General features: G+C 67.6%; 21 protein-coding genes and 1 pseudogene. 11 read left to right on the forward strand and 11 right to left on the reverse strand.

What is annotated here, in order from left to right; translation table 11 throughout:
- Together A5712_RS13455 and A5712_RS13460 are read left to right on the forward strand one after the other, a co-directional pair.
- Positions 1-648, forward strand: a complete 648-nt coding sequence (locus A5712_RS13455) for a SatD family protein (protein WP_068105549.1) — start codon at positions 1-3, stop codon at positions 646-648.
- A complete protein-coding gene (locus A5712_RS13460; RefSeq protein WP_068105571.1) occupies positions 645-1,385 on the forward strand; it encodes a hypothetical protein in 741 nt (246 codons plus the stop codon). Before A5712_RS13455 ends, A5712_RS13460 begins: the two co-directional genes overlap by 4 nt.
- Before the next feature lie 102 nt (positions 1,386-1,487).
- Here the strand turns inward: A5712_RS13460 and fadA6 are convergent, their stop codons facing one another.
- Positions 1,488-2,648, reverse strand: coding sequence for a steroid 3-ketoacyl-CoA thiolase FadA6 (fadA6, locus tag A5712_RS13465; RefSeq protein ID WP_068105579.1), 1,161 nt, complete (start codon positions 2,646-2,648; stop codon positions 1,488-1,490).
- A 3-nt stretch (positions 2,649-2,651) separates the two neighbouring features.
- Positions 2,652-3,254 carry a TetR family transcriptional regulator KstR2 gene (gene kstR2 / locus A5712_RS13470; protein ID WP_156766550.1) on the reverse strand — a complete coding sequence of 201 codons (603 nt, stop codon included), beginning with the start codon at positions 3,252-3,254 and terminating at the stop codon, positions 2,652-2,654.
- A gap of 237 nt (positions 3,255-3,491) precedes the next feature.
- Here kstR2 and A5712_RS13475 point away from each other — a divergent pair, with 237 nt between their 5' ends.
- Both A5712_RS13475 and A5712_RS13480 read left to right on the forward strand, forming a co-directional pair.
- A complete protein-coding gene (locus A5712_RS13475) occupies positions 3,492-5,132 on the forward strand; it encodes a PPE family protein (protein ID WP_068105584.1) in 1,641 nt (546 codons plus the stop codon).
- Positions 5,133-5,402: 270 nt separating this feature from the next.
- Positions 5,403-7,055 (forward strand): PPE family protein, encoded by a 1,653-nt coding sequence (locus A5712_RS13480; protein ID WP_068105587.1) that lies wholly within the window; start codon positions 5,403-5,405, stop codon positions 7,053-7,055.
- A 176-nt stretch (positions 7,056-7,231) separates the two neighbouring features.
- Here A5712_RS13480 and ipdF read toward each other — a convergent pair whose 3' ends face one another.
- Together ipdF and ipdE1 are read right to left on the reverse strand one after the other, a co-directional pair.
- The gene (gene ipdF, locus A5712_RS13485; RefSeq protein WP_068105591.1) at positions 7,232-8,020 is read right to left on the reverse strand and encodes a (5R,7aS)-5-hydroxy-7a-methyl-1-oxo-2,3,5,6,7,7a-hexahydro-1H-indene-carboxyl-CoA reductase; all 789 of its coding nucleotides are present in this window, start codon (positions 8,018-8,020) and stop codon (positions 7,232-7,234) included.
- Positions 8,017-9,165: an acyl-CoA dehydrogenase IpdE1 gene (ipdE1, locus tag A5712_RS13490; protein WP_068105593.1), complete on the reverse strand. Its 1,149-nt coding sequence runs from the start codon at positions 9,163-9,165 to the stop codon at positions 8,017-8,019. The genes ipdF and ipdE1 overlap by 4 nt, the downstream gene beginning before the upstream one ends.
- Before the next feature lie 159 nt (positions 9,166-9,324).
- Between ipdE1 and fadD3 the strand changes: the two are divergent.
- The 5 genes and pseudogenes from fadD3 to A5712_RS13515 form a co-directional block, all read left to right on the forward strand.
- Positions 9,325-9,869, forward strand: a pseudogene (gene fadD3, locus A5712_RS13495) (3-((3aS,4S,7aS)-7a-methyl-1,5-dioxo-octahydro-1H-inden-4-yl)propanoate--CoA ligase FadD3); the annotation flags it as partial.
- A gap of 1 nt (position 9,870) precedes the next feature.
- The gene (locus tag A5712_RS13500) at positions 9,871-11,004 is read left to right on the forward strand and encodes an acyl-CoA dehydrogenase family protein (RefSeq protein WP_068105597.1); all 1,134 of its coding nucleotides are present in this window, start codon (positions 9,871-9,873) and stop codon (positions 11,002-11,004) included.
- Positions 11,004-11,939, forward strand: a complete 936-nt coding sequence (locus A5712_RS13505) for an acyl-CoA dehydrogenase family protein (RefSeq protein WP_068105607.1) — start codon at positions 11,004-11,006, stop codon at positions 11,937-11,939. The genes A5712_RS13500 and A5712_RS13505 overlap by 1 nt, the downstream gene beginning before the upstream one ends.
- Positions 11,936-12,889, forward strand: coding sequence for an acyl-CoA dehydrogenase family protein (locus A5712_RS13510; protein ID WP_156766551.1), 954 nt, complete (start codon positions 11,936-11,938; stop codon positions 12,887-12,889). The genes A5712_RS13505 and A5712_RS13510 overlap by 4 nt, the downstream gene beginning before the upstream one ends.
- Positions 12,886-14,055: a pyridoxal phosphate-dependent aminotransferase gene (locus tag A5712_RS13515; RefSeq protein WP_068105614.1), complete on the forward strand. Its 1,170-nt coding sequence runs from the start codon at positions 12,886-12,888 to the stop codon at positions 14,053-14,055. The genes A5712_RS13510 and A5712_RS13515 overlap by 4 nt, the downstream gene beginning before the upstream one ends.
- On the opposite strand, the gene A5712_RS13520 is transcribed toward A5712_RS13515, so the two are convergent.
- Positions 14,045-15,820 carry a fatty acyl-AMP ligase gene (locus tag A5712_RS13520; protein WP_231982119.1) on the reverse strand — a complete coding sequence of 592 codons (1,776 nt, stop codon included), beginning with the start codon at positions 15,818-15,820 and terminating at the stop codon, positions 14,045-14,047. The two genes, A5712_RS13515 and A5712_RS13520, sit on opposite strands and share 11 nt — an antisense overlap.
- A gap of 189 nt (positions 15,821-16,009) precedes the next feature.
- A complete protein-coding gene (locus A5712_RS13525) occupies positions 16,010-16,840 on the reverse strand; it encodes an arylamine N-acetyltransferase (protein WP_068105617.1) in 831 nt (276 codons plus the stop codon).
- Positions 16,841-17,019: 179 nt separating this feature from the next.
- On the opposite strand from A5712_RS13525, the gene A5712_RS13530 reads away from it, so the two are divergent.
- On the forward strand, positions 17,020-20,094 hold the full coding sequence (locus A5712_RS13530; protein WP_068105620.1) for a serine/threonine-protein kinase: 3,075 nt from the start codon (positions 17,020-17,022) through the stop codon (positions 20,092-20,094).
- Positions 20,095-20,203: 109 nt separating this feature from the next.
- On the forward strand, positions 20,204-20,650 hold the full coding sequence (locus tag A5712_RS13535) for a hypothetical protein (RefSeq protein WP_068105629.1): 447 nt from the start codon (positions 20,204-20,206) through the stop codon (positions 20,648-20,650).
- Positions 20,651-20,713: 63 nt separating this feature from the next.
- On the opposite strand, the gene A5712_RS13540 is transcribed toward A5712_RS13535, so the two are convergent.
- The 5 genes from A5712_RS13540 to hsaA all read right to left on the reverse strand — a co-directional run bounded on the left by A5712_RS13540 (position 20,714) and on the right by hsaA (position 25,204).
- Entirely contained in the window at positions 20,714-21,544 is an 831-nt protein-coding gene (locus A5712_RS13540; protein ID WP_197519378.1) for a CHAD domain-containing protein, read from the reverse strand.
- Positions 21,545-21,666: 122 nt separating this feature from the next.
- Complete coding sequence (gene hsaB / locus A5712_RS13545) at positions 21,667-22,230, reverse strand: 3-hydroxy-9,10-secoandrosta-1,3,5(10)-triene-9,17-dione monooxygenase reductase subunit (protein WP_067153275.1); 564 nt, start codon at positions 22,228-22,230, stop codon at positions 21,667-21,669.
- Between the two features lie 12 nt (positions 22,231-22,242).
- Entirely contained in the window at positions 22,243-23,145 is a 903-nt protein-coding gene (gene hsaC / locus A5712_RS13550; RefSeq protein WP_068105635.1) for an iron-dependent extradiol dioxygenase HsaC, read from the reverse strand.
- Positions 23,142-24,020, reverse strand: a complete 879-nt coding sequence (gene hsaD, locus A5712_RS13555; RefSeq protein ID WP_068105639.1) for a 4,5:9,10-diseco-3-hydroxy-5,9,17-trioxoandrosta-1(10),2-diene-4-oate hydrolase — start codon at positions 24,018-24,020, stop codon at positions 23,142-23,144. The genes hsaC and hsaD overlap by 4 nt, the downstream gene beginning before the upstream one ends.
- Positions 24,020-25,204: a 3-hydroxy-9,10-secoandrosta-1,3,5(10)-triene-9,17-dione monooxygenase oxygenase subunit gene (gene hsaA, locus A5712_RS13560; protein ID WP_068105642.1), complete on the reverse strand. Its 1,185-nt coding sequence runs from the start codon at positions 25,202-25,204 to the stop codon at positions 24,020-24,022. The genes hsaD and hsaA overlap by 1 nt, the downstream gene beginning before the upstream one ends.
- Positions 25,205-25,314: the final 110 nt, after the last annotated feature.

The following is a 25,314-nucleotide window of genomic DNA, read 5'->3' on the forward strand; positions in this document are numbered from 1 at the left end:
ATGCCAATGGTGAAGGCCAGACCTTCACTGCGCGCGACGATGATCGGCGACGTCGTCGGGTCCCGGCGCGCGCGCGACCGGCCGGCACTGCATCGGCGGGTCGCCACCGCGCTGCGGGAGGTGGCCGACGGAGCCCTCGACCCGCCCGCCTTCACCGTCGGAGATGAATTCCAGGGCAGCTACCCCACCCTGGGCGCCGCCATCGACGCCGCACTGACGGTGCGCCTGCTGCTTGCCCCCGAGACGGACGTCCGGTTCGGCATCGGCTGGGGCACCGTCGCCATCCTCGACGCCGACGCCCGGATCCAGGACGGCCCGGGCTGGTGGACCGCCCGGGAGGCCATCCAGCAGACGGCGGAGTCCCAGCGGCAGCCCGGCTTCACGCTGGTGCGCACCACATTCCGGGCGGACGAGGACGCGCGCACCGACGTCGCCGCCGTCAACGCCGCCCTGATTTGTCGGGACCATCTGCTTGGATCGCTCGATGAAAGATCGTTACGGATTGTGAGGGGCTTGATGGCGGGCCGGACCAAGAAGGAACTCGCCGCGGCCGAGGGCATCAGCCCTTCCGCGGTGTCCCAACGGGCCGCCCGTGACGGTCTGGACCTGATTGTCCGTGCCTCCCAATATCTTCGGAGTCTGCCATGAGCGCCGTCGCGGTGCTGCTGATCGCGCTCGGGATCGCCGATCTGTGTCGGCGGGCGGTCCGCGCGGCGTGGCTGCCCGTGGCGATCGCGCCGATCGTGGTGGCGGGCTGTGCGGCGCTGGGTGCGCTGTGGCATCGCGGCGATATACCGCTGCTCGTGCTGGCGGCCACCGCAGCCGTCGTGTGGGAGTGGCTATGCCTGCGCGCGGAACGCAGCGGCAAACGACAGGCAGCCCCGTTGGCCGTGTTCGCCGCCGCGCTGGTACTGCTGATCGGGTTGTCCGGCTGGTCGTCTCCCGTGCACGGCCTGATCGCGCGGTGGTCCAGCTGGGTACAACTGCCGCTGAGCAACGTGACGCCGACCCGGCTGCTGATGATCGTCGCGGTGGTGCTGGTGCAGTTCGCCACCGGAAATCAGTTGGTGCGCCTCGTGCTCGGCTCGGTGGGTGCGGTGCGTCCGGCCGGTGAGCCGCAGCCATCCGACCGGCTCAAGGGCGGCCGGCTGCTGGGTCCGATGGAACGCCTGCTGATCCTGAGCCTGGGCGTCGGCGGGCAGGTGGCCGCGGCCAGCGCCGTCGTAGCCGCCAAGGGCATCATCCGCTTTCCCGAGCTTAGCGCCCAAAAGAACCGCAACGGTGACGTCGGAATCGACGAGGTCACCGAGTACTTCCTGGTGGGGAGCTTCACCAGCTGGCTCATTGCCCTGGGCGGTATCGCGCTGGTGCTGGCCGCCCGGTGATCGCGGCCGCGGCCGGCGGAACACCCTGCGCGAGTGTGCGATTTACGACGCGACACGCCGTTGAAGCGTCGTGAGTTTCACACTCGGCGCTAAGGGAACGGGCTAGAGCCGCTCGATGATCGTGACGTTGGCCGTGCCGCCACCCTCGCACATCGTCTGCAGACCGTAGCGGCCGCCGATGCGCTCGAGCTCGTTGAGCATGGTGGTGAACAGCTTGGCCCCGGTCGCGCCGAGCGGATGACCCAGGGCGATCGCGCCGCCGTTGGGGTTGACCTTCTCGGGGTCGGCCTTGATCTCCTTGAGCCACGCCAGAACCACCGGCGCGAACGCCTCGTTGATCTCGACGGTGTCGATGTCTTCGATTGACAGCCCGGTCTTTTCCAGTGCGTAGCGGGTGGCCGGGATGGGGCCGGTGAGCATGAACACCGGGTCGGCGGCGCGGGCACTGATGTGGTGGATGCGGGCCCGGGGCTTCAACCCGTGGTCTTTGACCGCCTGCTCGGAGGCGAGCAGCACCGCGCTGGCGCCGTCGGAGATCTGGCTGGCCATCGCCGCCGTCAGCCGACCGCCCTCGACGAGGGTCTTCAGGCCGGCCATCTTCTCCAGCGACGACTCACGCGGGCCTTCGTCGACCCGGAACGGTCCGGATTCCGTTTCGACAGTGATGATTTCGTTGTCGAAGTGCCCGCCGCGGATCGCGGCGAACGCGCGCTCGTGGCTGGTGAGCGAGTACCGCTCCATCTCTTCGCGGGACAGGTTCCACTTCTCGGCGATCATCTCCGAACCGCGGAACTGGGAGATCTCCTGGTCACCGTAGCGGTGCAGCCACTGCTTGGATTCGCTTGTGGGCGAGGTGAACCCGAACTGCTCGCCAACGGTCATCGCCGACGAGATCGGGATCTGGCTCATGTTCTGCACGCCGCCGGCCACAATGAGGTCGGCCGTTCCGGACATGATCGCCTGCGCGCCAAATGAAATAGCCTGCTGGCTGGAACCGCACTGCCGATCCACGGTCACGCCGGGCACCTCTTCGGGATAGCCGGCGGCCAGCCACGAGAGCCGGGCGATGTTGCCGGCCTGCCCGCCGATCGCATCGACGCACCCGGCGATCACGTCCTCAACGGCGGCGGGGTCGACGTCGACTCGGTCGAGCAGTCCGCGCCACGCATAAGCGCCCAGGTCGACCGGATGTATCCCGGCCAGTGCGCCGTTACGCTTGCCAACCGCGGTACGCACAGCATCGATGACGTACGCCTCAGCCATGTTTCAGACTCCTTCTTTGGTAATGCCGCCAAGGACAATGGCGAGATATTGCTGACCCACCTGATGTGCGGTGAGCGGTCCGCCGGGTTGATACCAGCGCACCGACACCCAGGTGGTGTCACGGATAAATCGGTAGACCAGGTCGACATTGAGGTCGGGCCGAAAGCAGCCCTCGTCGATGCCTTGATTGAGCACCTCGACCCACATCTTGCGTTGTTGGCGGTTCATGTCCTCGATGTAGGAGAACCGGGCCTGCGACAGCAGCCGTTTGGCCTCGTCCTGGTAGATGACGACCTGCGCGTGGCGATCCTCGATCGCCTCGAACGACGCCATGAACAGCCCCTTGAGCCGCTCCAGCGGATTGGGCTCGCTGTCGATGATTTCGCGGTAGCGGGTGAACAGCCACTCCAGGAAGTCGCGGAGCAACTCGTCGACCATCTCCTCTTTGGAGGAGAAATGGTGGTACAGGCTGCCGGACAGGATGCCCGCGCCGTCGGCGATGTCGCGCACGGTGGTGGCGCGCAGACCGCGCTCGGCGAACATGGTCGCGGCGAGCGCAAGCAACTCGTCTCGCCGGCTGTTAGCCTGACCGGTCACTCGGTCCACCCGATCAGGGTATCAACCAAGCGCTTGCTCGGCCAGCGAGGCCGCCGGTTGGCCATCCGTCACCGACGCGGCCTCGGTACCTCGCGTTTCCGCGCCACGGTAACGGGAAATTCGCGGGTTTCGAGCTGAGGGGAATTTCAGCCAAAACCGGGAGAAACCCCCGGCAGCGTCGTAATCTCACCGACATTCGGGCCAGCCCGACGCCGTAAATGGGTCGAAGCGTGGAGGTCAACGGTCATGAGTTTCTTGGTGTTACCCCCAGAAATCAATTCCTTACGGATATTTTGCGGTGCCGGATCGGCGCCGATGTTGGAGGCCGCTGCTGCATGGAACGGACTCGCCGATGAGCTAGGAGCGGCAGCGGATTCATTTTCGTCGGTGATCTCGGGGCTGACGGGTCAGGCATGGCAGGGGCCGGCCTCGCAGGCAATGACGGCTGCAGCGGGTCCATACGCGAGTTGGCTCAGCTCGGCCTCCGCCCAGGCTGCGGGCGCAGCCGGACAGGCGCAGGCGGTGGCCAGTGCATTCGAGGCGGCGCAGGCGGCAACGATCCATCCGCTGGCGGTGGCGGCCAACCGGAACTCCTTTGTGCAGGCGGTGATGTCGAATTGGTTTGGGCTCAACGCGCCAGCGATCGCCGAACTGGAAGGCGACTACGAGGCGATGTGGGCCCAAGACGTGGCGGCGATGGTCGGGTATCACGGCGGTGTTTCGGCGGCGGCCGCACAATTGGTGCCCGCGCAGACGCTGCAGGATATTCTCGCCAACCTGCCGAACCTGGGCATCGGCAATAAGGGCAACGCCAACGTGGGCCCCGGCAACACCGGCATCGCCAACCTCGGCAGCGGAAACACCGGCAACAACAACATCGGCGGCGGCAACGGCTTTGCCGGTGTGACGGCCAATGGGAATATCGGCTTCGGGAATCACGGCGACGGAAACATCGGTTCCGGCAACGGCTCCAACCCGGCCCTGGGCACCGATGCCGGCCACAATGTGGGCTTCGGCAACGCGGGCAGCAACAACTGGGGCTTGGGCAACGCCGGGGACGGGAACCGGGGGCTTGGAAACGCCGGGAACAACAATATCGGGGGCGGCAACGCCGGCAACAACAACATCGGCGGCGGGAACAGCGGCAACAACAACATCGGCTTTGGGCTCACCGGCAGCAACGAAATCGGCATCGGGAACACCTATTTCAACACCGCCACCAACCAGTTCAGCTTCGGCGGGCTGAACTCGGGTGCCGGAAACATCGGCATCGGGAACTCCGGGTCCGGCAACATCGGCTTCTTCAACTCCGGCAACGGCAACGTCGGCTTCTTCTCCACGGGCACCAACACCCATTTTCCCGGTCACCTCAACAGCTTTGGCTTCGGGAACGCGGGCGCCGGCAACATCGGCTTCGGAAACGCGGGCGACTGGAACTTCGGCTTCGGGAATTCGAGCAACGTCAACACGGGCTTCGGGAACTCGGGCGGCCTTGACACCGGTTTCGGGAACGGCGGCGGTTTCGATACCGGGTGGTGGAATTCGGGTGCCACGAACACCGGCTGGGGGAACTCGGGCAACGTCAACACCGGCGCGTGGAATTCGGGCGTGGCCAACACGGGATTCGGAATCACCACCAACACCGGGGCCGGCCACTCGGGCTTCAACAACTCCGGCACAAATGTCTCGGGCTTCGACAACACGGCCACCGACGGGTTCGCCTCGGGCTTCTTCAACACCGTCATCAACGGTGGCGCGATGTCGGGTATCGGCAACACCGGGGTTCCCACCTTCAACCCGACCTTCAGCGGCTCGCTATCCGGATTCTTCAATACGGGCACCCAGTTCGGGGGCCTCTTCAGCCTCGCTCGACTGTTGGCGGGTTAAGGCGGGCCGGATTAGCGATGTCGCCGGCCGCGCGGTGACGTTGTTGGCCGTCCCGGCTCGAACATCGTGACGCGACCCGACATCGCTGACCCACACGAGCGCCCACCGCCCCAAAAATAGGGAAATTTCCCGATGCTGTGAGCATCGCGGCGGGCGCACGCTGTCCCCACGTCGTGCGTCGAGCGCTTTGTTGGGATCGGTAGCGCATCGGACCGGCTGTACTACAGCGTCCAGCAACCAACGAGCGAACGCGTGGGAGGTAGGTCGTCAATGGTGAACTTTGCGGTGTTGCCGCCGGAAATCAATTCTCTGCTGATGTTCAGTGGCGCCGGGTCGGCGCCAATGCTGGACGCGGCGGCGGCTTGGGACGGCCTGGCTTCGGAGTTGGGATCGGCGACGTCGTCGTTCTCGTCCATCACCTCAGGCTTGACCGGCCAGGCTTGGCACGGTGCAGCATCCCAGGCGATGGCGGCCGCGGCGACACCGTACGCGGGGTGGCTCGGTCAGGCGGCGACGCAAGCGTCAGGCGCGGCGGCTCAGGCCCGCGCGGTGGCCAGCGTCTTCGAGGCGGCGCAGGCTGCGACGGTGCACCCGCTGATGGTCGAGCTCAACCGCAATTCGTTTGTGCAGCTGGTGATGTCGAACTGGCTAGGCCTCAACGCACCGGCGATCGCCCAGCTCGAGGGCGAGTACGAGGAGATGTGGGCCCAGGACGTCTCCGCGATGGTGAGCTACCACGGCGGGGCGTCGGTGGCGGCCGCGCAGTTGGCGCCCGCGGCGACGCTGCAAGACCTGCTGGCCAACCTCCCCAACCTCGGGATCGGCAACCTCGGCAACGCCAACCTCGGCACCGGCAACACAGGCAGCCAGAACGCCGGCACCGGCAACACGGGCAACCAAAACCTGGGCGGCGGCAACATCGGCAACTCCAACGTCGGCGCGGGGAACACCGGAAACAACAACTTCGGCTCCGGGAACGCGGGCGTCGGCAACATCGGCTTTGGAAACACCGGCGCCAGCAGCACCTCCGGCCAGAACATCGGCATGGGCAATATCGGCAACAACAACTTCGGCTTCGGCAACGCCGGCAACGGGAACTACGGTGGCGGAAACATCGGCAAGGGGAACATCGGCGGGGGTAACACCGGCAACAATGACATCGGCTTCGGCCTCACCGGCAACAATGAGATCGGTATCGGGAACACTTATTTCAATACCGCGACCAACCAGTTCAGCTTCGGCGGGCTGAACTCGGGCACCGGCAACATCGGATTCGGAAACTCCGGCACCAACAACATCGGCTTCTTCAACTCCGGCGACGGCAACATCGGGGCCTTCAATACGGGAAGCAACACACTGACGCCGCTAAACCACTTCAACAACTTCGGCTTCGGGAACTCAGGCAGCAACAACGTCGGCTTGGGTAACTCGGGCATCGGCAACACCGGCATCGGGAATGCGTGGGAGTCCAACACCGGCTTCGGGAACTCCGGCGCCCAGAACACCGGCTTCGGTAACGCGGGCACCGACAACACTGGCAGCTCGAATTCCGGGAACCTCAACACGGGCGATGGGAACTCGGGCTTCGTCAACACCGGCTACTGGAACTCGGGCGATGCGAACACGGGCTTCGGGATCACCACCAACACCGGCCTGAGCACCTCGGGCTTCGGTAACACCGGTGACGATGTCTCGGGCTTCTTCAATACGGCAAGCGGCCCAGGCTTCAACGGTTTCATCTCGGGCTTTTTCAACTCGGCCACGGGCGGCGCTTTCGCCAGCTACCACGTTTCGGGCATCGGGAACCACGCCATCCCGGACAGCCAAAACATCTTCTTGTCCGCCGTCAGCGGCTACGACTCGGGCTTCTTCAATGTCGGCACAGCGGTTTCGGGCTTGTTTGACCTCAGCCGGTTGCCGTAATTTGCAGGCGCTGGCTTGAGACCAAATCACTTCTTCGGTCAGGCAGCTCGACTAGTCGCCAGACAGAGTGCATGGTCGAAACTGCCCATGCCAGCGTTAAAGCCCGGATTTGGGCAGTATTGTGGTCACCCGAGTTCAGCCCGGGCAGTTGATTCAGGCCATCTGTCATCGCCCGATCACGCGTGCTGGTTGGATACCGAAATCACTTCTCCGGTCAGGTAACTCGAGTAATCACTGGCCAAAAAGGCTATGGTGGAAGCGATTTCCCACGGCTCAGCCGCACGGCCGAACGCCTCCTGCGCCGACAGCCGGTCGAGCAACTGGGCCGAGGTCGTCTTGTCCAGGAACTTGTGCCGGGCGATGCTGGGCGAGACGGCGTTGATGCGGACGTCGTACTCGGCGGCTTCGATTGCGCTGCAACGGGTTAACGCCATCACGCCGGCCTTGGCGGCGGCGTAGTGCGACTGCGAGTGCTGGGCGCGCCAGCCCAGCACACTGGCGTTGTTCACGATCACACCGCCGTGCGACGCCTCGCGGAAATACCGCAGCGCCGCGCGGGTGGCCCGGAACACCGACGTCAGCGTCACGTCCAGGACGCGGTCCCATTCGTCGTCGGTCATGTCGACCACCGGGGTCTGCCCGCCCAGCCCGGCGTTGTTGACCAGAACGTCGAGGCGGCCCATGCGCGCGGTGGTCGAGTCGATCAGGGCGTCGACCTGGGCCGTGGACGTCACGTCGCACACAACCTTCTCCACCCGGCCCAGCCCTAGCGCGGCGAGCTCGTCGGCGGTCTCCCCCAGCCGCCGTTCGTGGTGGTCCGACACCACCACGTCGGCCCCTTCGGCCAGCGCACGGCGGGCGGTCGCCGAGCCGATGCCGGTTCCGGCGGCCGCGGTCACCACGACCACCTTCCCTTGCAGAAGCCCGTGTCCGGCGATCTCTTTGGGCGCTTCGGAGAGCGTCATCCCTTAACCTCTCGCGGTAGGCCGAGCACCCGCTCGGCGATGATGTTGCGCTGGATCTCGTTGGACCCGCCATAGATGGTGTCGGCGCGGGTAAACAGAAACAGCCGCTGCCACTCGTCGAATTCCCCGTCGGACAACGCCATTGAAGTCCGGCCGATCACGTCCATCGCCAGCTCGCCCAGATCGCGATGCCAGTTGGCCCACAACAACTTCGACACGTTGTCCTGGCCGGGCTGCTCGACATCCATGGTGGCCAATGCGTACGACCGCATGGCCCGCAGGCCCGTCCAGGCGCGCGTCAGCCGCTCGCGGATGAACGGGTCGTCGGCGGCACCGTTGCGCTGCGCGAGCTCGGCCAGGTTGGAAAGCTCACGGGCATAGCGGATTTGCTGCCCAAGGGTGGAGACGCCGCGCTCGAAGGTCAGCGTTCCCATCGCGACGCGCCACCCGTCGCCTGGCTGGCCCACCACCAACGACGCGTCGGTGCGGGCGTCGTCGAAGAACACCTCGTTGAATTCCGAGTCGCCCGTCAACTGAATGATTGGGCGGACCTGTACCCCCGGTTGGTCCAGCGGCACCAGCAGGTACGACAACCCGGCGTGCCGCTTCGAGCCCTTCTCGGTACGCGCCACCACGAAGCACCACTGCGCCCAGTGCGCCAGCGACGTCCACACCTTCTGGCCGTTGATCACCCACTGGTCGCCGTCGAGTTCGGCGGTGGTCGAGACGTTGGCCAGGTCGCTGCCGGCGCCGGGTTCGGAGTAGCCCTGGCACCACAGCTCGGTGACGTCCAGGATGCGCGGCAGGAAGCGCTGCTGTTGCTCGGCGGTGCCGAACGCGATCAGCGTCGGACCCAACAGCTCCTCGCCGAAGTGGTTGACCTTGTCCGGCGCATCCGCCTTGGCGTACTCCTCGTAGAAGGCCACCCGGTGCGCGGTCGAAAGCCCTCGGCCGCCGTGCTCCACCGGCCAGCCCAGGCAGGTCAGCCCGGCCTCGGCGAGGTGCTGGTTCCAGGCCCGGCGTTCTTCGAACGCCTCGTGCTCGCGCCCGGGGCCGCCAAGGCCCTTGAGAGCTGCGAATTCGCCGACCAGATTGTCGGCGAGCCACTGGCGGACCTCCGCCCGGAACTCCTCGACGTCCTGCATGCCCTGTAGGCTAACCTACCAAGCACTTGCTTTGTTAAGGAGTTCCAGTGTCCACCGATCCCCGCACCGTGCCCGCGGCGCTGGATCGCTTGGCACACCAACTGCCCGACCACGACGCGCTGATCACCGAGGAGCGGTCCTTCACGTCCGCCGAGCGCCGACGACGACGCGGTCACCGTCGCCACCACCTGCGGGCGTCCGTTCGCCGACTTCGAATACGCATCAGCGCGCCGGACGGCGGCGAAACAGGCGAAGTCCTGCTGCGCGGGCCCAACGTGATGCTCGGCTACCTCGACGACCCCGCGGCGACGGCCGCGGCAATCGACGACGACGGCTGGCTGCACACCGGCGACATCGGCGCGGTCGACGACGCGGGCAACCTGCGCATCACCGACCGGCTCAAGGACATGTATATCTGTGGCGGGTTCAACGTCTACCCCGCCGAGGTCGAGCAGGTCTTGGCCCGGATGGACGGGGTGGCCGACGCCGCGGTGATCGGGGTTCCCGACGAGCGGCTGGGCGAGGTGGGGCGCGCGTTCCTGGTGCCGCGGCCCGATTCCGACCTGGACGAGCAATCGGTGATCGCTTACACCCGTGAGCATTTGGCCAACTTCAAGGCGCCGCGGTCGGTGCGGTTCGTCGACGAGTTACCGCGCAACGCGGGCGGCAAGGTGCTCAAACCACAACTGCGAGAGTTGGCCTGAATTGGATCTGCAATTAGACGACGAGACGCTGGCCTTCCAAGCCGAGGTGCGGGACTTCCTGGTGGCCAACGCCGAGAAGATCCCGACGAAGTCCTACGACAACGCCGAAGGCTTCGCGCAGCACCGGCTTTGGGATCGCGTGCTCTTCGACGCCGGCCTGTCGGTGATCACCTGGCCGGAGAAGTACGGGGGCCGCGACGCGCCGCTGCTGCATTGGGTGGTGTTCGAGGAGGAATACTTCCGCGCCGGGGCGCCGGGCCGGGCCAGCGCCAACGGAACCTCGATGCTGGCCCCGACGCTGTTCACCCACGGCACCGAGGAGCAACTCGACCGCATCCTGCCGAAAATGGCCAGCGGCGAACAGATCTGGGCACAGGCCTGGTCGGAGCCCGAGTCCGGCAGTGACCTGGCCTCGTTGCGGTCCACCGCCACCAAGACCGACGGCGGCTGGCTGCTCAACGGCCAAAAGATCTGGAGCTCGCGGGCACCGTTCGCCGAGATGGGATTCGGCCTGTTCCGCTCCGACCCGGCGGCCGAGCGGCACAACGGCCTCACCTACCTCATGTTCGACCTGAAGTCCCAGGGCGTCACCGTGCGCCCCATCGTCCAGCTCGGGGGCGACACCGGCTTCGGGGAGATCTTCCTCGACGACGTCTTCGTTCCCGACGAGGACGTGATCGGCACCCCGAACGACGGCTGGCGCGCGGCCATGAGCACGTCAAGCAACGAGCGCGGCATGTCGCTGCGCAGCCCGGCCCGCTTCCTTGCGGCGGCGGAGCGATTGGTGCAGCTGTGGAAGGACCGCGGCAGTCCTCCGGGCTTCGCCGACCGGGTCGCCCAAGCGTGGATCAACGCGCAGGCCTACCGCCTGCAGACCTTCGGCACCGTGACCAGGCTGGCCGCCGGCGGTGAGCTCGGCGCCGAGTCGTCAGTGACCAAGGTGTTCTGGTCGGACCTCGACGTGGCGATACATCAGACCGCGCTCGACATCCTCGGCGCCGACGGCGAGCTGGCCGGACCCTGGACCGACGGGCTGCTGTTCGCGCTGGGCGGCCCGATCTACGCCGGCACCAACGAGATTCAGCGCAACATCATCTCCGAACGTCTGCTGGGTCTACCCCGGGAGAAAAGGTAATGGACTTCGCACTAGACGAACAGCAGCGCGACTTCGCCGCCAGCATCGACGCGGCGCTGGGCGCCGCGGACCTGCCGGGCGCAATCCGCGCATGGTCGGCCGGCGACACCGCGCCCGGCCGCAAGGTGTGGGAGCAGCTGGCCAACCTCGGCGTCACCGCGCTGGCCGTGCCGGAGAAATTCGACGGCATCGAGGCCCATCCCGTCGACCTGGTGGTCGCGATCGAACGCCTCGGGCGTTGGTGCGTGCCCGGCCCGGTAACCGAATCCATCGCGGTCGCACCGATTCTGCTCGCGGTCGACGAGCGCTGCGCGGGCCTGGCTTCCGGTGAACTCATCGCCACCGTCGCGCTCCCCCCCGACGCGCCGCGCGCGGTCGACGCCGATACCGCCGGGCTGGTTCTGCTCGCCACCGGCGAGGGAGTCACCGCAGCCCAAGCGGGAAAGGCGCATCAGTCCGTCGACCCCAGCCGTCGCCTCTATGACGTCACGCCGAGCGGCGATACCTGGCACGCGGATGTCAAGCGCGCCTATGAGTTCGGGGCGCTGGCCACCGCGGCGCAGCTGGTCGGCGCCGCCGAGGCGTTGCTGAACGGCGCCGTCGACTACGCCAAGCAACGCAGCCAGTTCGGGCGGGTGATCGGTTCGTATCAGGCGATCAAGCACAAGCTGGCCGACGTGCACATCGCGATCGAACTGGCCCGACCCCTGCTGTACGGCGCGGCGCTCACCCTGGAACCACGCGACGTCAGTGCGGCGAAGGCGGCCGCATCCGACGCGGCCCTGCTCGCGGCGCGCGCGTCGTTGCAAACCCACGGCGCCATCGGGTTCACCCAGGAGCACGACCTGTCGCTGTGGCTGCTGCGGGTGCAGGCACTACGCTCGGCCTGGGGTACTCCCGAGGCACATCGCCGCAGAGTGCTGGAGGCGCTATGAGCATGACTGAAGAACGGCAGCTGCTGCGGGAGACCGTGGCCGCCCTGGTCGCCAAGCACGCGGACCCGGCGGCGGTGCGGGCCGCGACGGAGTCGGACCGCGGCTACGACGAGGCGCTGTGGCAACTGTTGTGTGAACAGGTCGGCGCCGCGGCGCTGGTGATCCCCGAGGAGCTGGGTGGCGCGGGCGGCGAATTGGCCGACGCCGCAGTCGTTCTGCAGGAGCTGGGCCGGGGCCTGGTTCCCTCTCCCCTGCTGGGCACGACGCTGGCGGAGCTGGCGTTGCTCGCGGCGGCCGAACCGGACGCGAAGACACTCGAAGGCCTCGCCGAGGGCAGTTCGATCGGCGCGCTGGTGCTTGATCCCGACTTCGTGGTCAATGGGGACGTCGCCGACGTCGTCGTCGCGGCCGCCGAGGGCGGGCTGAGCAGGTGGACCCGCTTCAGCGCGCAGCCCGTCGCCACCATGGACCCCACCCGACGCCTGGCCCGAGTGCAACCGGAGGAGAGCGAAACCATCGGCGACGACCCGGGCATCGCGGACATCGCCGCCATCCTGCTGGCGGCCGAGCAGATCGGCGCCGCCGAGCGCTGCCTGGAACTGACGGTCGAATACACCAAGAACCGGGTGCAATTCGGCCGCCCGATCGGCAGCTTCCAGGCGCTCAAGCATCGGATGGCCGACCTATATGTCACCGTCGCCGCGGCGAAGGCCGTCGTGTCCGACGCGTGTGACGACCCCAATCCCAGCAACGCGGCCACCGCTCGCCTGGCCGCGACGGAAGCCCTGAAAGCCGTTGCGGCTGAAGGGATTCAGCTGCACGGGGGCATCGCGATCACCTGGGAGCACGACATGCACCTGTACTTCAAACGCGCCCATGGCAGCGCGCACCTGCTCGACTCGCCGCGAGAGCTGCTGCGCAAGCTGGAATCTGAAGTCCTGCCAACGTGATTGACCACGTCGCGCTGCGCGCCGGCATCCCGCCGTTCTACGTGATGGATGTCTGGCTGGCCGCCGCGGAGCGCCAGCGCAGCCACGGCGACCTGGTCAACCTGTCTGCGGGCCAGCCGAGCGTCGGCGCTCCCGAGCCGGTGCGCGCGGCCGCGGCGTCGGCGCTGCACCTCAACCAGCTGGGTTACACCGTCGCGCTGGGCATTCCGGAGCTGCGCGCCGCGATAGCGGCGGACTACCAACGCAAATACGGGCTCGACGTCGAGGCCGACGCGGTCGTCGTGACCACGGGCTCCTCCGGTGGCTTCCTGCTGGCATTTTTGGTGTGCTTCGACGTGGGAGATCGGGTGGCGCTGGCCAGCCCCGGCTATCCCTGCTATCGAAACATCCTGTCCGCGTTGGGATGTGAGGTCGTGGACATCGCCTGCGGGCCGGAGACGCGGTTTCAGCCGACCGCGCAGATCCTCGCCGAACTCGACCCGCCGATCAAGGGCGTGATCGTCGCCAGCCCTGCCAATCCCACCGGCACGGTCATCCCGCCGGCCGAGCTCGCCGCCATCGCGTCGTGGTGCGAGGCCTCCGGGGTGCGGCTGATCAGCGACGAGGTCTACCACGGGCTGGTCTACGAGGGGGCGCCGCAGACCAGCTGCGCCTGGCAGACCTCACGAGACGCGGTGGTGGTCAACAGCTTTTCCAAGTACTACGCGATGACCGGCTGGCGACTGGGGTGGCTGCTGCTGCCGACGGAGCTGCGACGCGCGGTGGACTGCCTGACCGGAAACTTCACCATCTGCCCGCCGGTGCTGTCGCAGCTCGCCGCGGTTGCCGCGTTCACCCCGGAGGCGACGGCCGAAGCCGACGGCAACCTGGCGCACTACGCGATCAACCGCTCGCTGCTGCTCGACGGCCTGCGCCGAATCGGCGTCGACCGGTTGGCGCCCACCGACGGCGCGTTCTACGTGTACGCCGACGTCTCGGACTTCACCGACGACTCGCTCGGTTTCTGCTCAAAGCTGTTGGCCGACACCGGCGTTGCGATCGCGCCGGGCATCGACTTCGACACCGCGCGCGGGAATTCGTTCGTCCGGTTGTCGTTCGCCGGACCCACCAGCGACATCGAAGAGGCCCTCAACCGAATCGGCCCCTGGCTGCCCGTCAGCGGTTGAACCGCCCGGCGAGGTATTCGGCCCGGCAGGCGTTACGGGCGAGCTTGCCGCTCGTCGTGCGTGGGATGCCCCCGGCGGCCACGAGGCGCACGTCGGCGACGCGAATCTGGTGATGCCGCGAGATCGCCGCCCGCACCGTGTCGGCGATGGGCCCCAAATCGCGGCCCGCGCCGGGAGCGCGCTCGGCGACGACGACCACCTGCTCGCCCGATCCGCCGCTTCCGGTGAGAGTTGAAACCGCCTCGGCCGGAACGGAAAACGCGGCGACGTAGCCGGTGCGGATCGCCGGCGAAGCTTCGCTCACGGTGGTTTCGATGTCGTGCGGGTAGTGGTTGCGGCCGTCGATGATGATGAGGTCCTTGATCCGGCCCGTCAGGTACAGCTCGCCGTCGATGTAGACGCCGAGATCTCCGGTGGCCAGCCAGGACCCGTTGTCCGGAGCGCCCTCGGCGTGGCTGCCCACCTCGAGCCGGGACTGCAGCTTGTTGCCGAACACTCGTCGCGTTTCTTCTTCCCGGCCGAAATATCCGCGGCCGACGTTGTTGCCGTGCAGCCAGATTTCGCCCACGGTGCCGTCGGGTACCTCGGCGCCGTCCGGGTCGGCGATCACCGCCCACTCATCGAGGATCGGCTGGCCGCAGGAGACAAGGGAAAGCGCATCGGATGCCGTCGGGTCGACGACCACCGCGCGGCCGGCGCCGAGCTGCTCGCGGTCCAGGAAGACGGCGCTGGCCGCGGCGTCCGGGGCGATGCTGGCGACCGACAGGGTCGCTTCCGCCATCCCGTAGGACGGCTTGACCACCGACGCGGGCAGGCCGTACGGGGCGAAGGCGTTGGTGAACTGCTCGATGGCCGACATGCTCACGGGCTCGGACCCGTTGAGCAGGCACACCACGTTGCTGAGGTCGAGGTCTTCACCCTCCGGGGGCAGTCCCCGCTGGGCCGTCAACTCGAAGGCGAAGTTCGGTGCCGCCGCCATCGTCCGGCCGCGCGTCGCCGCGATGCCCAGTTGCTTGATCCAGCGGTAGGGCCGGCGAAGGAAAGCCATCGGATCCATCAGCGCGACGTGCGCCCCGAAATACGCCGTGAACACGATCATCATCAGTCCCATGTCGTGATACAGCGGTAGCCAGCTCACGCATTGGACGTCGGTGTTCAGCCCGCCGTGCAGGATCATCTGCATCGCGTTGGTGTAGACGGCGCGGTGGGTGATCTCCACCCCGGCCGGCGTGCGGGTCGAACCCGACGTGTACTGCAGATAGGCGAGGTCGTCGGTATCCCGAACTGGATCGGTGAAGGTCTCGGCGAGGCTGGCGGGTACCGCGTCGACCGCGATCATCCGCGGCCGCTCGTTCGCGGGCAGAGTCCGGATAAACGTCCGCACCGATTCGGCGGCCGCGGTGGTGGTCAGGACCGCGGCGGGCCGGCCGTCGGCCAGCACCGCGGCCAACCGCTCGCCGTGCCCCGCCAACGTCGGCGCGAAGAGGGGAATCGCGACATTGCCCGCGTGGACGGCGGCGAAGAAACCCGCCACGTAGTCCAGGCCCTGGGGCGCCAGGATTGCCACCCGGTCCCCGGGCTGGGTGACCTGCTGCAACCGGGCGCCAATGGCGCAGACGCGCGACCACAGCTCGTTCCAGCTGAGTTCCTGGATTCGCCCGTCCTGGTCCTGCGAATAGTCGATGAAGCGGTAGGCCGGACTGTCACCCAACAAGGCTCGGTTATGGTCGAAATTCGAGGTCAAGGTGACACCCTCGGGCACCACAATCCCGCCGCCCGGGACAGCGTCAGCGCCGACACTGCCCGAGGCAGCCCCGACAACACCGGCCGACCCGTGATCCCGACTCACGTTGGGACAGGTTAATAGACGCTCTTATTATTCGCCGCATTTGCGGGGGTATGGCGGTCGTCACGTCGAACAATGGGCGCGCCGCGGATCACTTGGAAATCGACGTCAGGGCCCGAGGACCTTGTCGAGGCGGGCCTCGAGCGCGCCACGATCACCCAGATCGGCAACATTTATACCGAACCGCTCGCCGAGGATTTCGACGACGGCGGCGGCGTCGGCCAGCAGGGTTTTCTCGCTGCCGTCGGCGCGGTGGACGGTCAGGTGGCGCCCGGCCAGGTTCCATCGTGCGTCGTCGGTGACCCGCGCGGCCGTCAGGCCGGTCACGAAATGTGACGACGGGTGGGTCGAGACGAACCAGCTGCCGACCTTCAGGTCGATCGCCGGTGCGGTGCGGGTCGCGAACTCATACAGCGGCGCCCATTCGCCGCGGATCTGCGCCTGCAGCACCAGCCCGTCGCCGCGGTCCTCCAGTCGGTACGGCTCGAGCGTGGTTTGTTGGACGTTGCCGGTCTCGATCCGGATCGGGGAGGTCGGTGTCTGCCCGCCGAAGCCGACGTCGACGAGGTAAGACCCCTGGGAGCCGGGGAACGTCACCGCCAGCACGGTATGGGTCTGCGCCGGAAACGGGGCGTCGGGCGGGAGCATCCAGATCACCCGACCCGCCAGTCGCCGCACCCGAAAGCCGAGCTCCGAGAGCACATAACCCATCAGCCCGTTCTGCTCGTAGCAATAGCCGCCGCGGCGGCGGTGAACCAGCTTGTCCGTCAGGGCATCTGGGGAGAGGTCATCGACTGGCGTTCCCATCAGCGGATCGAGGTTCTCGAACGGGATCGCGCGCGTGTGAGCGCTCACCAGCGCCTGCAGCGCGTCGAGCGTCGGCTCGGCAACGCCGTGAAAATCGATGCGTTCGAAATATTCCTTCAGATCCAACGTCATATCGCCATTCTGGCCCGAGCATCCCCTCGAAGGCTCGTGCCAAACCCGTTGCATCCTCGGGCGGTCGGCCGCCACGTTTTGGCTTGATAACGATGGTCGCCGAAAGATACTCCCGCGAGGTCACGGGCGATACTCTTGAGCTCTCTGAGCTGTATGTACGGGAGGTTAAGCGCCCAGGAATGCCCGAAGAACCCAAGTCCGACGGCGTGGCGTCGGTATCCGGCGGGATCGCCGCGGAGCTGGCGGCCGCCGGATTCGAGGATGCGCAGCAGGTCGCGCGGGGTGGGGCCGGGGTGATCTACCGCTGTTACGAGACGGCGCTGGGCCGAAACGTCGCGGTGAAGCTGCTGCCGTCGCACATGGACGAGGAGAGCCGGGAACGGTTCCTGCGCGAGGGCTACGCGATGGGCGGGCTGTCCGGGCACCCGAACATAGTCAACATCCTGCGGGTCGGGGTGACCACCAGCAACCGGCCGTACATCGTCATGCCCTACCACGCCGCGGATTCGCTGGCGGTCCGGTTGCGCCGCGAGGGACCGCTATCCTGGCCCGACGCCCTGCGCATCGGTGTAAAGCTCTGCGGCGCACTGGAAACCGCGCACCGGACCGGAACGCTGCACCGCGACATCAAGCCGGCCAACATATTGATCAACGACTACGGCGAGCCGCAGTTGAGCGATTTCGGCATCGCCCACATCGAAGGCGGTTACGAGACGGCGACCGGGTTCTTCTCCGGCACCATCGACTACACGGCGCCGGAGGTGATGACCGGCAGCCCGGCGACGGTCGCGGCCGACATGTACTCGCTGGGCGCCACCATCTATGCGCTCATCGTCGGCAACGCGCCCCACGAGCGCCGGAAGGGCGAGGACCTGATCGCGCAGTACCTGCGGATCAGCACAACCGGGGTCCCGGACCTGCGCCCCGAGGGCATCCCGGACGCCGTGTGCTCGGCGATCGAGAGGGCGATGTCGCTCGACCCGGCCGACCGGCCCGCCTCGGCCGAAGAATTCGGCCGCGAGTTGCAGGCCGCGCAGCGCGTCAACGGCCTCAAACCCGACGCGATGGCGATCGGCGGGCTGGGTCGAGCGGCCGTCGACGCCGCCCCCTCCTCCAACGGCGGGGAAACGCGGCCGACTTCGCCGATCGGGGCGCCGGTCGCCCGGGACGACGCAATCGCGGCCACGCCCCCCACCCCGTCGGGCCCCTCCGGTCATGATGAGTTTTCCGCCGCGGCCAGCGTCCTGCGCAGCGGGCACGCCGCGGAAACGCAGCCGCAGGCGTCGTCCGGCGGCCCGCCGAGCGCGCCGAGCGGTCCCGAACAGCCTCCGGCGCCGCCCCCCTGGCGCAAGCCCGTAGCGCTGCGCATCCGGGAGTGGTTCGCCCAACCGGGCAAGAGGCGCAGTCGCATCGCCCTGGCGGCGGCCGTCGTGGTGCTGTTGGTCGTGGGCGCCGTGTTCCTGTGGCTGCGGCCCGACGACGGCACGCACAAGACCGCCGGCCCACCGACCCAGGCGCCCCTCGCCTGGAAGCCGATCACCAACGCCCGCGTCGCGCGCGATGCGGTCGCCACCACCCAGGCCGACGGCACGATCTGGGTCTTCGGCGGCATCCGAGGCGACGGCAACCCCACGACCAAGCACGAGGGCTACGACCCCGCCATCGACGAATGGAAGGGCGGCGACGACCTGCCGGTGGCGCTGCAACACGCGTCGGCCGTCACCTGGCAGGGCAACCCGGTCGTCCTCGGCGGCTGGAAGACCGTCAACGGCAAAAAGGTTGCCAGCGACCAGGTTTGGCGGGTGGTCAACAGCCGCTGGGTCGAACTGCCACACCTGTTGGCGCCCAGGGCCGCCGCGGCCGCGGCGGTGGTCGGAGACCGCCTCGTCGTCACCGGCGGAGTCGACGCCGGCGGGGCCCTGCTGAGCACCACCGAGGTCTTCGACGGCAACACCTGGAGCCTGGGCGCCCCCATACCGACCCCGCGCCAGATGCTGGCCGCGGCGTCGGACGGAAGGCTGGTGTATGCGGTCGGGGGAACCACCGGCGACTCCGACCTGACGATGGTCGAGGCATACGACCCGGCCGCGAAAACCTGGACGACGATGCCGGCGCTTCCCCAATCCCGCAGCGACCTCGGCGTGGCCATCGCCGACGGGCGGCTGGTCGCCGTCGGGGGCGTGTCGGGAGGACGGGTTCTCAAGAGCGTCTCGGTGTTCGACCTCATGACGAGGCACTGGGACGCCCTGCCGGACATGGCGACGGCGCGACACGGGATGGCCGTCGCCGCGGTGGAGAAGTCCGTGTACGCGATCGGCGGGTCGACGGCCGTTGGGGACAGCCAGGTGATTTCGGAGGCCGAAGCGCTGAAGCTGCCGCCCCGCGAGATCCAGCCCGCGTCTCAATGGCGTTCCCTGCCCGACGCGCCGACCCCGCGGCTGATGATGGCGTGGACCGTGCTGGGCGACAAGATCTGGATCATGGGCGGCCTGCGGGACGGCGTCGCCCTCACGACCGTCGAGAGCTACGAGCCGCGCACCGGCGCCTGGGAGACCGGGCCCCCGTTGCCCATCCCGCTGCACCACGCGGCCGCGGCGACCTACCGCGGTGAGGTTGTGGTGCTCGGAGGTGCCAGCGACAACATCGCGGACGGGTCCAACCGGGTCTTCGCGCTGCGCGGCGGCAACTGGGTGGAACTGCCCAGCCTCACGCACGCCCGGGCCGCGCCGGCCGCGGCGGTGGCCGGCGACAAGCTCGTCGTCGTCGGCGGGCAGAACGCCAAACAGCTGGTCCCGCAAACCGAGGTCTTCGACGGAAGTTCGTGGACCGATGCCCCCGACATGCCCACCGCGCGCGAACACCTGGCCGCGGTGTCGGACGGCACCTACGTGTACGCCATCGGGGGCAGGTTCCTTTCCTCCGACAAGAACTCCGCGGCGCTGGAACGCTTCGATCCGGTATCCGGGTCGTGGAAGAGATTGGTGGGCATGCCGACGCCGCGCGGAAGCTACGGCGCCACGTACATCGACGGGCGCATCGTGGTGGTCGGTGGCGAGGAACCGACGATGGTGCTGAACGTGGTCGAGATGTACGAGATTGCCGACGGCAAATGGACCACGTTGGCCCCCATGCCGACGCCGCGTCACGCCGAGGTGGTGGCGACGGTCAGCAACACCGTCTACTGCATCGGCGGGGCGAATCGGCCGACCCACGAGGGCCCCATCGCGACGGTCGAGGCGCTCGACTTCCGGTAGCCACGACGCCTGCCTGGCCAAACGCCCGGTTGTTTTATTCCTGTCAAATATGGGGACCCCGGTACGGACGGGCTGCAGCAGCTACCCAGACGAACCGACGGAGCCCCCTATGAATACGAGCACCATGTGGATTGTGATCGCCGTGGTCGCGGCGGTTCTCGTGATCGCCGCCGCGATCTTTGCCGCGAGGGCGGCGGCGCGCCGCCGGCGGGTGCGGCAGGCCGAGGAGATTCGCGAACAGGCCAGGGTCACGACGAGCAGGGCCGAGCGGCGGCAAGCCCTTGCCGATGAAACGGCCGCCAAGGCGCGGGCCGCGCAGGCGGAGGCCGAAGCCAAGGCCGCCGAAGCCGCCAGGTTGCAGGAACGCGCCGCCAGCCATCAGAACGACGCGGCGACGTCGCGCGAGGAACTCGAGGACCAGTTGAAGCGCGCCGAGAAGATCGACCCGCAGACGCGCACCGACACGCGTGAGACGCCCGCCGACGGCCGCGACGAAGCGCGGCATGACACGTCACGGGAGACCAACGCGGAAGCGACCAGGCAACACCGCGCCTAAGCCCCGGGCCGGCCGGCCAGTCCCGGTGGCCCGCCCCCTCAGCGGGCCACCGGGCGCGGTCGTCTACACCAGTTGTAGGGCGTCTTCCCGGCATTGGCCGGCGAGTTGCTGTTCGCGCGCGTACAGCATGCCGTAGCTGAAGCCGTTCTCCCCCAAGGCCGTTCCCGCGGCCAACGCCATCTGCCGAAGTCTCTGAGTCGCGACGACGGTGTCTTGGTGGTCGCCGAGCAGGCTTTGAATCCGCTTGTAGTGCTTGACAGTCCGCTTGGCTCGCTTGTCCAGGGGATTGCGCAGTTCGGCGGCGTAGCGGGCGCGCTTGGCGGCCTTGCGCGCTCGATGCAGCAGTTCGTTGTCGTCGGATCCGAGCGCTTCGGCAAGCCGCCGATCCGCCTTGCGCTCCGCTCGCCGGGCTCGCTTGCGCAGTGCCGCGGCCGAGATCTGTTGTGCGACGGGCGGTTCGTAGCGCCAGTCGCGCAGCACGGTCAGCAGCGCGCGGTAACGGTCGGAATCCATGGCCTCGTCCAGCCTGGCGCGGGCGGGGAGCTCGATCGCTCGCAGGTCGTTGCGGATTCGCGACCGGACGGGACCGAGGATCAGCTCGTCGGGTATGCGATCCAGCGCCTTGGCGAATCGGCGCTCCTGGACCTCGCAATCGCGAACGTCGCCGACTAGCGCCGCGAACCATTTGAGTTCGCCGTCGGCGTCGCCGACCCTTTGGCGGTCCAGCAGTTTGGCGAAGACGCGCAGGGTGCTCCGCAACCGCCGGATCGCCACGCGGGTGTCGTGCACGGGGTCTTCGCCACCGCCGTGACGCAACTCCTCGTCGCCGTTTTCTATCTCGTCGATTTGGGCGTTGAGATAATCGGTCAACGCTCGGGTGGCTGATGAGCGCATACCCCACCGGATGCCCGCAAGGCGGCGGGCGCCAAACATGCGGTTTGTCGGTTCGCGAGCCTAACCACACTGCGCAAACGCGGCCGAAATTTCGCAGTGTGGTTAGGGTCGCGGCGAAAGAACTAGAGCCAGGTGTCCTGGGTGGTCGTGGTGAGGAACGCTTCCAGGTCGTCGCGCCATTGGGCGGGCGTCGTCTTGTCCGGTTCGATGCCGGTGTAGTCACCGCGATAGAACAGCAGCGGCCGCGGCTTGATCTTGGGAGCCTCCGAGAGCGACTGCACGGCACCGAACACCACGAAGTGGTCCCCGCCGTCGTGCACGGACGCCACCGTGCAATCGATGTAGGCCAGCGACCGGTCGATGATCGGCGAACCCAATTCCGAAGGGTGCCAGTCGATCCCGGCGAACTTGTCGGGCTCCTTCGAGCCGAACCGGGCCGAGACGTCCTTCTGCTTTTCGGTCAGCACGTTGACGCAGAACCGGCCGCTGGCCTCGATGGCCTTCCAGGACCGCGACACCTTCGTCGGGCAGAACAGCACCAGCGGCGGGTCCAGGGACAGCGCCGCGAAGGACTGGCAGGCGAAGCCGATCGGCACGTCGTCATGCACGGTGGTGATGATGGTGATCCCGGTGCAGAACTGACCCAGCACCTGCCGGAAGGCCCGCGGATCGATCTGTGCCGACATGGTTGCCTCGGGCTAGGCTCGGAAGCCAACCGTGAAGTCGTGGCCCCACAGGCTCACGGCGGTGCTCTCCCGGGCGATCCAGTCGTCGTCCGCCACTTGCCGCCCCTCGCAGCCGAATTCGACGTCGAACCCGCCGGGCGTCTTCATGTAGAACGACAACATCAGGTCGTTGACGTGGCGGCCCAGCGTGGCCGACATCGGCACCTTGCGGCGTAGCGCCCGGTCCAGGCACAGGCCCACGTCGTCGGCGTTTTCCACCTCCACCATCAGGTGCACGATGCCGCTGGGGGTCTGCCCGGGCATGAAGGCGAGGCTGTGGTGGCGCGGGTTGCAGCCCAAGAACCGCAGCCAGACCGGCGCCCCGTCCGCGGGCCGGCCGACCACCTGCGGCGGCAGGCGCATGGAGTCGCGCAGCTTGAAACCCAGCACGTCGCGGTAGAAGTGCAACGTCTCGTCGTCGTCGCGGGTGGTCAGCACCACGTGCCCCAGGCCCTGCTCCCCGGTGACGAACTTGTGCCCGTATGGGCTGACCACGCGGCGGTGTTCCAGCGCGGCTCCGTGGAACACCTCGAGGCAGTTGCCCGACGGGTCGGAGAAGCGGATCATCTCGTCCACCCGGCGGTCCGCGAGTTCGGCAGCTGTGGCCTCCTTATACGGCGTGCCCTCCACGTCGAGCCGGTTCCGGATCTCTTGCAGCCCTTCGGCGTTGGCGCATTCCCAGCCGGCCTCCGAGAGCCGGTCGTGCTCCCCGGGCACGATGACCAGCCGCGCCGGGAAATCGTCCATGCGCAGGTAGAGCGCGCCCTCGGTGCTGCCCTTCCCCTCGAGCATGCCCAGCACCTTCAGGCCATACTCGCGCCAGGCGGCCATGTCGGTGGCCTCGATGCGCAGATAGCCCAACGACCGGATACTCATCGTCCGCCTCCCAGGAAATCAATGGTCAGCTTGTTGAATTCGTCGAACTTCTCCACCTGCGCCCAGTGCCCACATTGCCCGAAAACGTGGAGCTGCGCACGCGGAATCGTCTTCAGCGCGACCAGCGCGCCGTCCAGCGGGTTGACCCGGTCCTCGCGCCCCCAGATCAGCAGCACCGGCTGGCGCAGCTGATACACCTCGCGCCACATCATGCCGAGCTCAAAGTCGGCCCCGGCGAAAGACATTCCCATCGCGCGGGTCGCGGTCAGCGATTCCGGCGTGCTGGCCAACGCGAAGCGCTGATCGATCAGCTCGGGGGTGATCAGCTTCTGGTCGTAGACCATCACCCGCAGGAAGGCCTCCAGGTTCTCCCGGGTGGGTTCGACGGAGAACTTGCCCAGCCGTTTGACTCCCTCGGTGGGGTCGGGCGCGAACAGGTTCACGCTCAACCCGCCGGGGCCCATCAGCACCAGCCGCCCGGCGCGGTCGGGGTAGTCGAGGGCGAACCGTACCGCGGTGCCGCCGCCCAGCGAATTGCCCACCAGCGGAACGCGTCCCAGGCCCAGCTGGTCGAAGAGCCCGTTGAGCGCCCGCGCGGCGTAACGGTTGAACTGCCCGTGCTCGGCGCGTTTGTCGGAGTGCCCGTAGCCGGGCTGATCAACGGCCAGCACGTGGAAATGCTCGGCCAGCACCGCGATGTTGCGTGCGAAGTTGGTCCAGCTCGACGCGCCCGGACCGCCGCCGTGTAGCAGCACCACCGTCTGATCGTTGCCGGTTCCGGCCTCGTGGTAGTGCAGCTTCAGCGGCCCGTCGACGTCCACCTCGGCGAAGCGCGAGGTGGACTCGAACGTGAGCTCCCCCGTGGCAGTGGTCATCAGACCATCGTGTCGCCGGGCGGCAACCCGAACTCGTTGTTCCCGAAGATCACGTAGGCGCGCTCGGGGTCGTTGGCGGCGTGCACCCGGCCGGCGTGCGCGTCGCGCCAGAATCGTTGCACCGGTTGGTCGTTGGCCAGCGCGGTGGCGCCGGACGCCTCGAACAGCCGGTCGATCGCGGCGATCGAGCGCCCGGTGGCGCGCACCTGGTCGCGGCGGGCGCGGGCCCGCAGCTCGAACGGGATCTCCTTGCCCGCGGCCAGCAGCGCGTACTCGTCGGCGACGTTGCCGGACAGCTGGCGCCACGCCGCGTCGATGTCGCTTGCCGCCTCGGCGATGCGGACCTTGGCGAACGGGTCGTCCTTGGCCTTCTCCCCGGCGAACGCCGCGCGCACCCGCTTGCCCTGGTGCTCGACGTGCGCGTCGTACGCGCCATAGGCCATGCCGACGATCGGCGCCGAGATGGTGGTGGGATGCATTGTGCCCCAAGGCATCTTGTAAACAGGGGCGGTGTTGGTCGCATATCCCCCTGCGGTGCCGTCGTTCATCGCCTTGTAGGACAGGAACCGGTGCCGGGGCACGAAGACGTCCTTGACCACCAGGGTGTTGCTGCCGGTGCCCTTCAGCCCGACGACGTGCCACACGTCGTCGATGCGGTACTCGCTGCGCGGGATGAGGAAGCTGCCGAAGTCCACCGGCCGGCCGTCCTTGATGACCGGCCCACCGACGAACGTCCACGTCGCGTGATCGCAGCCCGACGACCAGTTCCACGAGCCGTTCACCAGGTAGCCGCCGTCGGTGACGACGCCGGCGCCCATCGGGGCGTAAGACGACGAGATCCGCGTCTTGGTGTCCTCGCCCCAGACCTCCTCCTGGGCCTGCTGGTCGAACAGCGCCAGGTGCCAGTTGTGCACGCCGATGATCGAGCTCACCCAGCCGGTCGACCCACACGCGCTCGCGAGCCGGCGCACGGCCTCGTAGAAGAGCGTGGGGTCGCACTGCAGACCACCCCACTGCTCGGGCTGCAACAGGGTGAAGAAACCGATGTCCTCGAGCTCCTGGACCGTCTCGTCGGGCAGCCGGCGCAGGTCCTCCGTCGCCTGGGCGCGCTCCCGAATCCGCGGCAGCAGATCATCGATGGCCGTTAACACCGACTGCGCGTCACGCTGTTGAATGGACGTCACTTACGTTGCCTCCCGAGAGTACGGACTTAACACAGAAGACTAGAACACGTTCCGATTCGTGTCGAGCAGGGTATTCCTGCGGCTGGTAGCGGTATATATCCGCTTTTCTG

Source organism: Mycobacterium sp. E2327 (assembly GCF_001672675.1).
Classification (GTDB): domain Bacteria; phylum Actinomycetota; class Actinomycetes; order Mycobacteriales; family Mycobacteriaceae; genus Mycobacterium.